Source organism: Rhizobium sp. P2_G9, from assembly GCF_056403475.1.
This window is the reverse complement of the sequence record NZ_JBFUFK010000101.1, coordinates 1-7,613: the sequence shown is the minus strand read 5'-3', so window position 1 is coordinate 7,613 and position 7,613 is coordinate 1. Positions and strand designations below refer to the sequence as shown.

Sequence of the window (7,613 nt, the reverse complement as noted above, 5' to 3'; positions counted from 1 at the left end):
CACCAGATGCTGCTCACGCTCGAAAGCAACGGCCTGATCCGCAGGCAGCCACGCATCGCACGCAGTGTCGAACTACTCATCCACCACAACTGCCTGCCAACATTGCAGCCAAACCAAACCGTCAAATCCTCTGTGCAGAGGTACTAGCTGGACGGTTGCTTGACTTTCGACCGAACACTGTCAACCAACACGGCAAAACTTGCGGACATGTTGTTGCCGCTCAGGGCCGCCTGCAGGCGCTCGCTGCCGTAGCGCAGAATGGCCTCGATATCCGCGCGAGCGATATCGCCACAGACGACCAGGGCATAGGGCGACAGCCCCTTCATAAAGGTCACGCGGGCTATGACTTGTTCGGCTTCATAGGGCATGAGCGCCTGAGCGAGTGTAAGCTTTTGCTTGAGACTCGGCGCATCCTCCGCAATATGGCTTGAGATGACCGCTTCCCGCAGCCAGGCATTGCCATCGGCGGGCCGGCATCGAATCATCCGCTGGGTGAATGATTCCACGGCCATATGGACGTTGGCCCATTCGTCATAGTCGCGAACGATATTCAAACTATCAAGCCGGTGCAGCAGGATCGTCAGCGCCGGCCGCAGGATGTCCCCTCGGCAATCCACGTCGAACGATTCGGCGAGGATAGAGTCCGCCTGCGTTTTCAATACCGCCGGAGGCACTGTCGTTCCAAAGTCGAAGGCTGCTGCGACCGCGAGCATCACCCCGTGCCGTTCGTCTTGCACGCTCAAATTCACGGCATAGACCGCGAATGCAGCAAACACACAAGCCGCAAACCAGCGCGGCAGCATTATTCCTGCGGCGAGGCGTAAGGAAAAAGCCGATCGCGGCTGGTCGTTCGCAAGATGTTGTCTCGGCATTGGTTCCGGTGACACGCGGCAAGCCCATCTGACTGCAATATCAGTTTGCTACCAGATGGGCCAAGCGATTGAAAGCTTTAGATCGGGCTCAGGATGTCCGCGGTGCCGCTGAACGGATTGGTGGAACCGAACGAATAGGTTCCTGTTGTCGTCGGCAACGGGCCATCCTTCGCATGATAGGTGTTGGTGTTTTTCGGGTCCTGACCTGTGGACGTGTCGCCTCCCCCGAGAGATCCTGGCCCAGCGCCCGGACCGACAGATGCGACGTTGATCTCCTTGGAGGCCGTCTGGAAGGTCGAAGCAAATGCCGGATCACCGAAACCAGCCACGAATGTCTGGATGGAGAGCACATAGTTCTGTGCGTCGTCACCGCCGATCAGGCCGCAGTCGTGGACGACATTGGCAAGGCCCGCTGCAATCGCCGCGCGCTGGAGACCATTGGCAGTCTTGGTCAATGCGCTGAGTTTTGCAAACGTGTCGCTGCTTGACTCGGCAAGCTCGCGCACACGGGTGATGAGGGGCAAACCGCCTGCTTCGTTGTCAGTCAGGAGAGACCCCGGCGCATTCAGGAACGCACTTATGTCGGCGTCTGAAAGCTTCTTCGCCGGCGCAAGGCAGACGACTGCCTTGACGGGTTTGGACGACTGCTCGGCTGCCGCGGTGCCGGCAAACGCGACTGAACAAAACGCGCCAAGAACGAACGCTACACCAGGAACGTAGTATTTTTTTAACATCGCCAGTCTCATTTCCGACACATCGTTTACGTTGTTTATGCTTAACATATTCCTATCGACCCCACAATATTGCCGCCAAACCATCGAAAAATATAGTTTACGCGACAGCGTGCCTGCATGGAAAAACATCAGGAATCGACGTGGTTGGGTGTATTTTAGAGATATCGCAGATAAAGCAGCGATCCCGAGTGGGACAGATGTCCACAAATGAGACATCAGACAGAGTATAGAAGACGGGCAGGTAAGAACCCGCGAGCAAAAGCTGTCGATCTCGACCAGCTTAGCGGCCGCCAGCGCCAACGGTTACCGGACACGCATGGACGAATGTACTCAGCTGTTACGCAGGGGCGAGCCCCTGCGGAACAGCTGCGTATCAGATCGAGATGTTCGAAGCGTTGCTGCTTGCGGCTTACGCGTTAATTGCCCAAATCCTCGATGGCATTTTTGGCGCTGTCCGCATTTTCGGGCACCGCGGCGGCGGTCACCGAAGTGTTGTAGACAAGGTTCAGGAACTTGGTGAACTCGACCGCGTCGGCATTGCCGACGTAGATGATGTCCTTGTCCTTCATCTTGAACTGCTGGATCGCGAAGAATATCGCCGGGTCACGCATATTTGCCTTGAAAACCGTAGGAACCGCGACGCCGGTAAAGTGGCTCACATCCACGCCCATCTTGGCCAGGGTCTCACGCGGCACCATGCGATAAAGGAAAACCTGCGCCGGATCGGCACGCTCGTCGACCAGGCCACCGGTTTTTGCGATCGCCTCTCCCAAGGTCAGGTTCGAGTCGTCAAAGTCGATACGCCCAGCCTGCTGCGTCGCGCCAAACACCAGATAGGTGCGACGCTCGCGGTTGACGTAAACGGTATCGCCGGGATGGACGAAGATGTTTTCGCGGGGATTGTCGATCAGAGTGCGGAAAAGAACCGTTCCCTCGCGGCCGTGACGTTCAACCGTTACATAGGTTTCGTACTGGGAAGCAGTCAGACCGCCCGCACGAGCGATGACATCCAAGACGCGCTCGCCGGCAGGGCTGAGTTCAAGTTGTGCCGGGGCGTTGACGTCGCCAAGCACGGAGATATTGGTCGATCGGCTGGCGGTCGTGGTGATGACCACCTGGGGTTCGATAGCGCGGTTGGCAAGGCGCTTTTCGATATCGGTCTGAACTTCGCCAACGGGGCGACCCGCGGCCCGGATCGCGCCCGCATAGGGAACGGAAATCGTTCCATTCCTGTCGACCGTCTGTGCCGGCAGCGTAATGTAGTTGCCGGGACGAGCTCCCGCATCGTCAGGGATGAAGAGGCCACCGGCCTGCGCTTCGAAGATCGTAACCTCAACCACGTCACCGATCCCGAGCGGCGTGAGCGGCGCACTACCCCTGCCGCCACCGAAGCCCTTCTCAAGCGAATTCAGGATCGAATAATCGAAATAGGTCGCGACCTGCTTTGTGATATCGACCAGTGCATAATCGATGCCGACCTTCTTGTTCAGCGCGGTAAACTTGGTGGTTGCCTGACGCTCGATGGCTCGATGCGCCGGCCCGGAGGTGGGCAGCACGGTGCATGACGTCATGGCGACCGACGCCGCAACTGCAACGGAGCACCTCAGGTAAAACTTGATCATACGGCTGCGCCCCGAAAGAGTTTGTCGCATATCATACACAGCCCGTTCCCTTCGAATTTCTGCAGACTTCGTTGCATATGACTCATTTTGTGACGATAGTAAAAGATGGTTAACTGCCGAAAGGCCTCATCACAAATCGGCAGCCTGTTGCAGGAATGCAACGTCTTCATTCGGCTTGCTTTTTCATCACCAAGCGTCGGAAGCTCAGCCCGCTTATCCGATCGTGAATTACCCCGGCCTATACCGCGAGGCGTGCGCGCGCTCGAAGTATTATCCGAAAAAACCCTGAACATAGACAGTCTAATCCCATCGTCCGCGTTTACCCTGCTGCAACACCGATTACGAAACAATTACAGCAGGCGGGAGAGAACTTCCAAACCGCCTTGCGGCGACGCCCCTTTACGAAAACTGGTAAACAAATGCTTCACCTCGATTGCGTCCATTGTCGGGTCGGCGGTTTTGCATAATCCCCTGCTCCGCGTTGATGACCAAAGGACACCGCGACCACGGCGCCYATGAATGCAGCGAACACCGCCGCTACGCCGGGATTTTGTATCGAGAAGTCAACCGTATTGTGGACCAGTTGCAGCAGCAGCACGGCAAGGCCCGACGCCGGAATCCAGCGCAGGCGTCTTCGTATGCGCACGCCCTTCACGAGGATGACAAGCAATGTACCAACCACCGCCAGAAGCATGACGACAAAGGGAAGGCCGACGGTGATCACGCCTTCCAGGTAAAAATTATGCGCCAGGAGAAGCACTCCGTCCATGCCGCAGGCCGGATTGCGGAAGGCAGGGTAGACGTCCGCGAAAGTCCCAAGACCGGCGCCGGTCGGCCAGAAGTGTTGCGCCATTACGAGGAGGCTTGGAAAGAAGCAGAACCGCAGATCATCCCCGCCGAGCGTCAGCGTGCGGAACATAAGAACGCCGGTGAATAGAAGAACCAGCATCAGGAGCCCACCGACGACGGCCAGCAGGTAGAGCAGTCTGACGAGCCTTCCGGTGGATGCCTGCTGGCTCGTCCGCGACCGACCTGTCACACCCTCTGACAGACCGAGAATGATGACCAGCAGCAGAATGGAAACGAATGTCGACGCTGCCCCGCCTCGCGACTGGGTCAATATGAGGGCTGCAAATTCGAACCCTGCGGCGATCAGGAGCGCAATTGCAAGAAACGCGTCCTTGGTCCGGGTGCGGCTCGGCGCCTTTAGAAGCCACGCGACAAAACTCCTGAAACCTGCCGCCTGGACATAATGATATGCGAGGCCGATCGTGAGAATCAGGATCAAGCCCAGATAGGTGGCCGCGGTGTTACGATTGACGAATACCGTTGTCAGGTCATGGAGGTAAAATTTCTTCTCGTCGAACATCAGCATATTCGGCGCGAGGTAGAACTGCAAAAGGCCGAATATCGTGATGGCAATCCCCGTCGCCGTGATCGCCCGGATGAGATTAAACGCAGCGTAGTCACTGCTGCATAGGAGAAGCGCCGAAACGAAGACGGCAAAGGGCAACAGCGCCGCAATCAGTGCCGCGCGCGAATCACCGGGCGCAACTGAGATGTAGCTCTGACTTTCACCATAGATTGCCTGCACGTCGCCCCAAAGCGGGTTCACCAATGACATCCCGCCAAGATCGATTGTCTGAACACCTGTCCAAACAATAAGCAGTGTTGCGACGGCAATCGCTGTCCACAAAGGAACTTTCACCACCGACGACAGAGGGGCGAGAATGGCAGCCACAGCCGCCAGACCGTAGATGACGATGGCTATATGGTGCAACTGAACGAAATTGACGGAGCCTGATGGCAGCAAGATGAGGAAGAGTGCGAAATATAAGACCCAGCGAAGGAAATTCGGTACAAACGATCTGCCCGTAGAGATCGATTCTCCACGGGATGGATCAGCACTCAAGCGACGGTAGTCCGATACCATTGTTCGTATCCTGGGCGTATTCGGGCGATGTATTAAAGCCAATCGATCCAATTTACCAGCGCGAGAACAGCTTGCGCACAGCTCGCTTATGATAGACGGCAAGAACAATGAGCGGCGTCTGCCATGCGGCGGCAACGCAATGCTTTTCACGGTATCTTCTGTATTAACAGCAGTGGTCTCAAATGCTCTGATCGGATACACATTTCATACCGCAGTGCAGCAAACTTTAACATTTTTGTCATTTTCGAGCACAGTGCGGACCTTCGGCTTGGACGCTTTCAAGACCATTCCTCCTCGCCGGGTCGCCGATACGCCAATTCGAAATCTAACAAAATTTCTTTTTATTTCAACACGTTGCCATAATTCGTCACATCAATTGACTATATGCGGCAGATCGTACTGGAAATTTCCGTCAGTTTAATTTAAATTGTTCGCACCTGCGAATATTGACCATGCTCGTCGCCATCAATGAACTCGAAGGGGATACGAATGCCTCATCTGGAAGGAACCCTCAGCTTTCTCGAAGTTCTTTCGACCGAGAATGCTGCGCAAGGGAATTTTTCCCGAAAAAGCCAGCTGATCCTGAAGCGGCTGCTGGATATTGTGGTTTCCGGCGCCGCGCTCGTGGCTCTTGCGCCGTTCCTCGCGACATGCGCTCTGCTGATCAAGCTCGAAAGCCCCGGACCTGCGATTTTCCGGCAGACGCGCTGGGGCCAGGGCGGCAGACTGAKCACCGTCTATAAGTTCCGGTCGATGTTCAACGACAAGGGAGACAGGTCGGGCGTGCAGCAGACTGTCGCCGGAGACGCGCGCATCACGCGGGTTGGTGCGTTCCTTCGCAAGAMCAGTGTCGACGAGTTGCCGCAACTGTTCAACGTGCTGAAGGGGGATATGTCCCTGGTCGGGCCGCGATGCCATGCCGTCGGCATGAAGGCAGCGGGCATGTTGTACGAAGAACTCGTGCCTCACTATCACTGGCGCCATCTTATGCGGCCTGGAATTACCGGACTGGCGCAAATGCGCGGCTGGCGGGGCCCCACCGATACGACCACAAAATCGCGGGCGCGTATCGCTGCAGATCTGCGCTACGTCGAGAACTTTTCGCTGTGGTTGGACATCAAGATCATCTTCGGCACGATTACCAACGAACTGTTCAACAGTTCCGCCTTTTGAAGGCGAGGCGCTCGGCAATCCTCCCGAGCGATAAACATACCAGCAACGACGTGTCGAACCACTACACCACTGCACGCACCGCTCTTGCCTGCTTGAGCGGCGCGAAACGTGACTGAGTGCTGCGTCGCTGACACGGCTCTGGAAAAAGTCCTGAACAAAAAAAGCGCGGCATGGAGATGCCGCGCTTTTATCTATCCAGTAGGACCTCTGGTGACCGGACATCCGCGGACTTCAGTCCCTGTCGGCGCCATCCCAGTTGGCCTGAATTCCCTCAGTCAAGCTGCTGTCGCGTTTCGGCAGAAGCAGCCTGATGTGAATTCGATCCCGCATATAGGGCACCAGATGCGGCGAGAAGCATTGATGCGAAGGCGAGCGATTTCGTCAACGTGCCGAAGCTGCGGCGCTTCTTCGGCTCTTTCACGGCATGTCGCCGAATATAGTTCGTGTAATATATGCCGGGCGACTCTGCTTCATGGAGGTTCTTAAATACGCCATCCGGTACATTTTCATGCCAGACCGAAGAACCGGAATGGAACCAGACACATAATCTCTGAGTGCTCCTGTAGTACGCGGCCGAGGCAATAAGATTCGATCGGATCTGTACACACTCCATCACGAGCTCCTTGTTATACAGCCAGACTTGGTCTGAGCATATTTAGGTCGCATCTTGACACGCTAGGACACCATCCCAGCGGCCTGTTCAAAAAAACCTCCCATGATACTGGCATCCGACCATGACTTAGGCGCGCTCATTCTCCGATGAGGCAGCCTCGAAAGCTGTCGTGGTCCGGCACTTAGGCCGTTCGAATCGACTGCTCTCCCGTGTGAGGCGATCGGACCGAACATGGTTAGGTAAAGCCTAAATAAGGCGACATTGCAACGCACAATATTGTGCCCCGCAGGGTAAAAAGCCCCTACTTGACGTGAAACGAGGAGCCTGCCAGCCGATAGCGCGTAGCGTGCTTCGCATATGTACGAAGCCAAGTCGCGCGCTTTATCTTACCTCTTCGCCTTTGCGCATGCCGTTCTCCCGAAACCGAGGAGTGCTCAGACCGCGTGCTGACAGGCCTCATGGCGACTTGCGCAATACGCGATCTGGACTGCCTGCCTTTCTATTCTGCCCTTGTTTTTAGGCCGTAGACTCATAACGCGTTGATCCAGATGCGGGTAGCAATGATTTTGGCGGCGGCAAGGAAATTGGCTGGGTTCTTGTCGTAACGTGTTGCCATAGCTCGATATTGTTTGAGCTTATTGAAGAAGCGTTCGACGAGATTTCTTT

At 56.0% G+C, this 7,613-nt stretch carries 6 protein-coding genes and 1 pseudogene; 1 reads left to right on the top strand and 6 read right to left on the bottom strand.

Annotated elements, in window-relative coordinates:
- Positions 1–143 precede the first annotated feature (143 nt).
- The 4 genes from AC1DYF_RS39725 to AC1DYF_RS39710 form a co-directional block, all read right to left on the bottom strand.
- Positions 144–803 (bottom strand): hypothetical protein, encoded by a 660-nt coding sequence (locus AC1DYF_RS39725; protein ID WP_477884379.1) that lies wholly within the window; start codon positions 801–803, stop codon positions 144–146.
- A gap of 146 nt (positions 804–949) precedes the next feature.
- The gene (locus AC1DYF_RS39720) at positions 950–1,735 is read right to left on the bottom strand and encodes a hypothetical protein (protein WP_477884378.1); all 786 of its coding nucleotides are present in this window, start codon (positions 1,733–1,735) and stop codon (positions 950–952) included.
- Between the two features lie 287 nt (positions 1,736–2,022).
- Positions 2,023–3,258 (bottom strand): polysaccharide biosynthesis/export family protein, encoded by a 1,236-nt coding sequence (locus AC1DYF_RS39715; protein ID WP_477884380.1) that lies wholly within the window; start codon positions 3,256–3,258, stop codon positions 2,023–2,025.
- 394 nt (positions 3,259–3,652) lie between these two features.
- On the bottom strand, positions 3,653–5,161 hold the full coding sequence (locus AC1DYF_RS39710; protein ID WP_477884376.1) for an O-antigen ligase family protein: 1,509 nt from the start codon (positions 5,159–5,161) through the stop codon (positions 3,653–3,655).
- 468 nt (positions 5,162–5,629) lie between these two features.
- On the opposite strand from AC1DYF_RS39710, the gene AC1DYF_RS39705 reads away from it, so the two are divergent.
- A complete protein-coding gene (locus tag AC1DYF_RS39705; RefSeq protein WP_477884374.1) occupies positions 5,630–6,334 on the top strand; it encodes a sugar transferase in 705 nt (234 codons plus the stop codon).
- Between the two features lie 271 nt (positions 6,335–6,605).
- Here AC1DYF_RS39705 and AC1DYF_RS39700 read toward each other — a convergent pair whose 3' ends face one another.
- On the bottom strand, positions 6,606–6,947 hold the full coding sequence (locus AC1DYF_RS39700) for a KTSC domain-containing protein (RefSeq protein ID WP_477884372.1): 342 nt from the start codon (positions 6,945–6,947) through the stop codon (positions 6,606–6,608).
- A gap of 529 nt (positions 6,948–7,476) precedes the next feature.
- Positions 7,477–7,613, bottom strand: a pseudogene (locus AC1DYF_RS39695) (IS5/IS1182 family transposase); the annotation flags it as partial.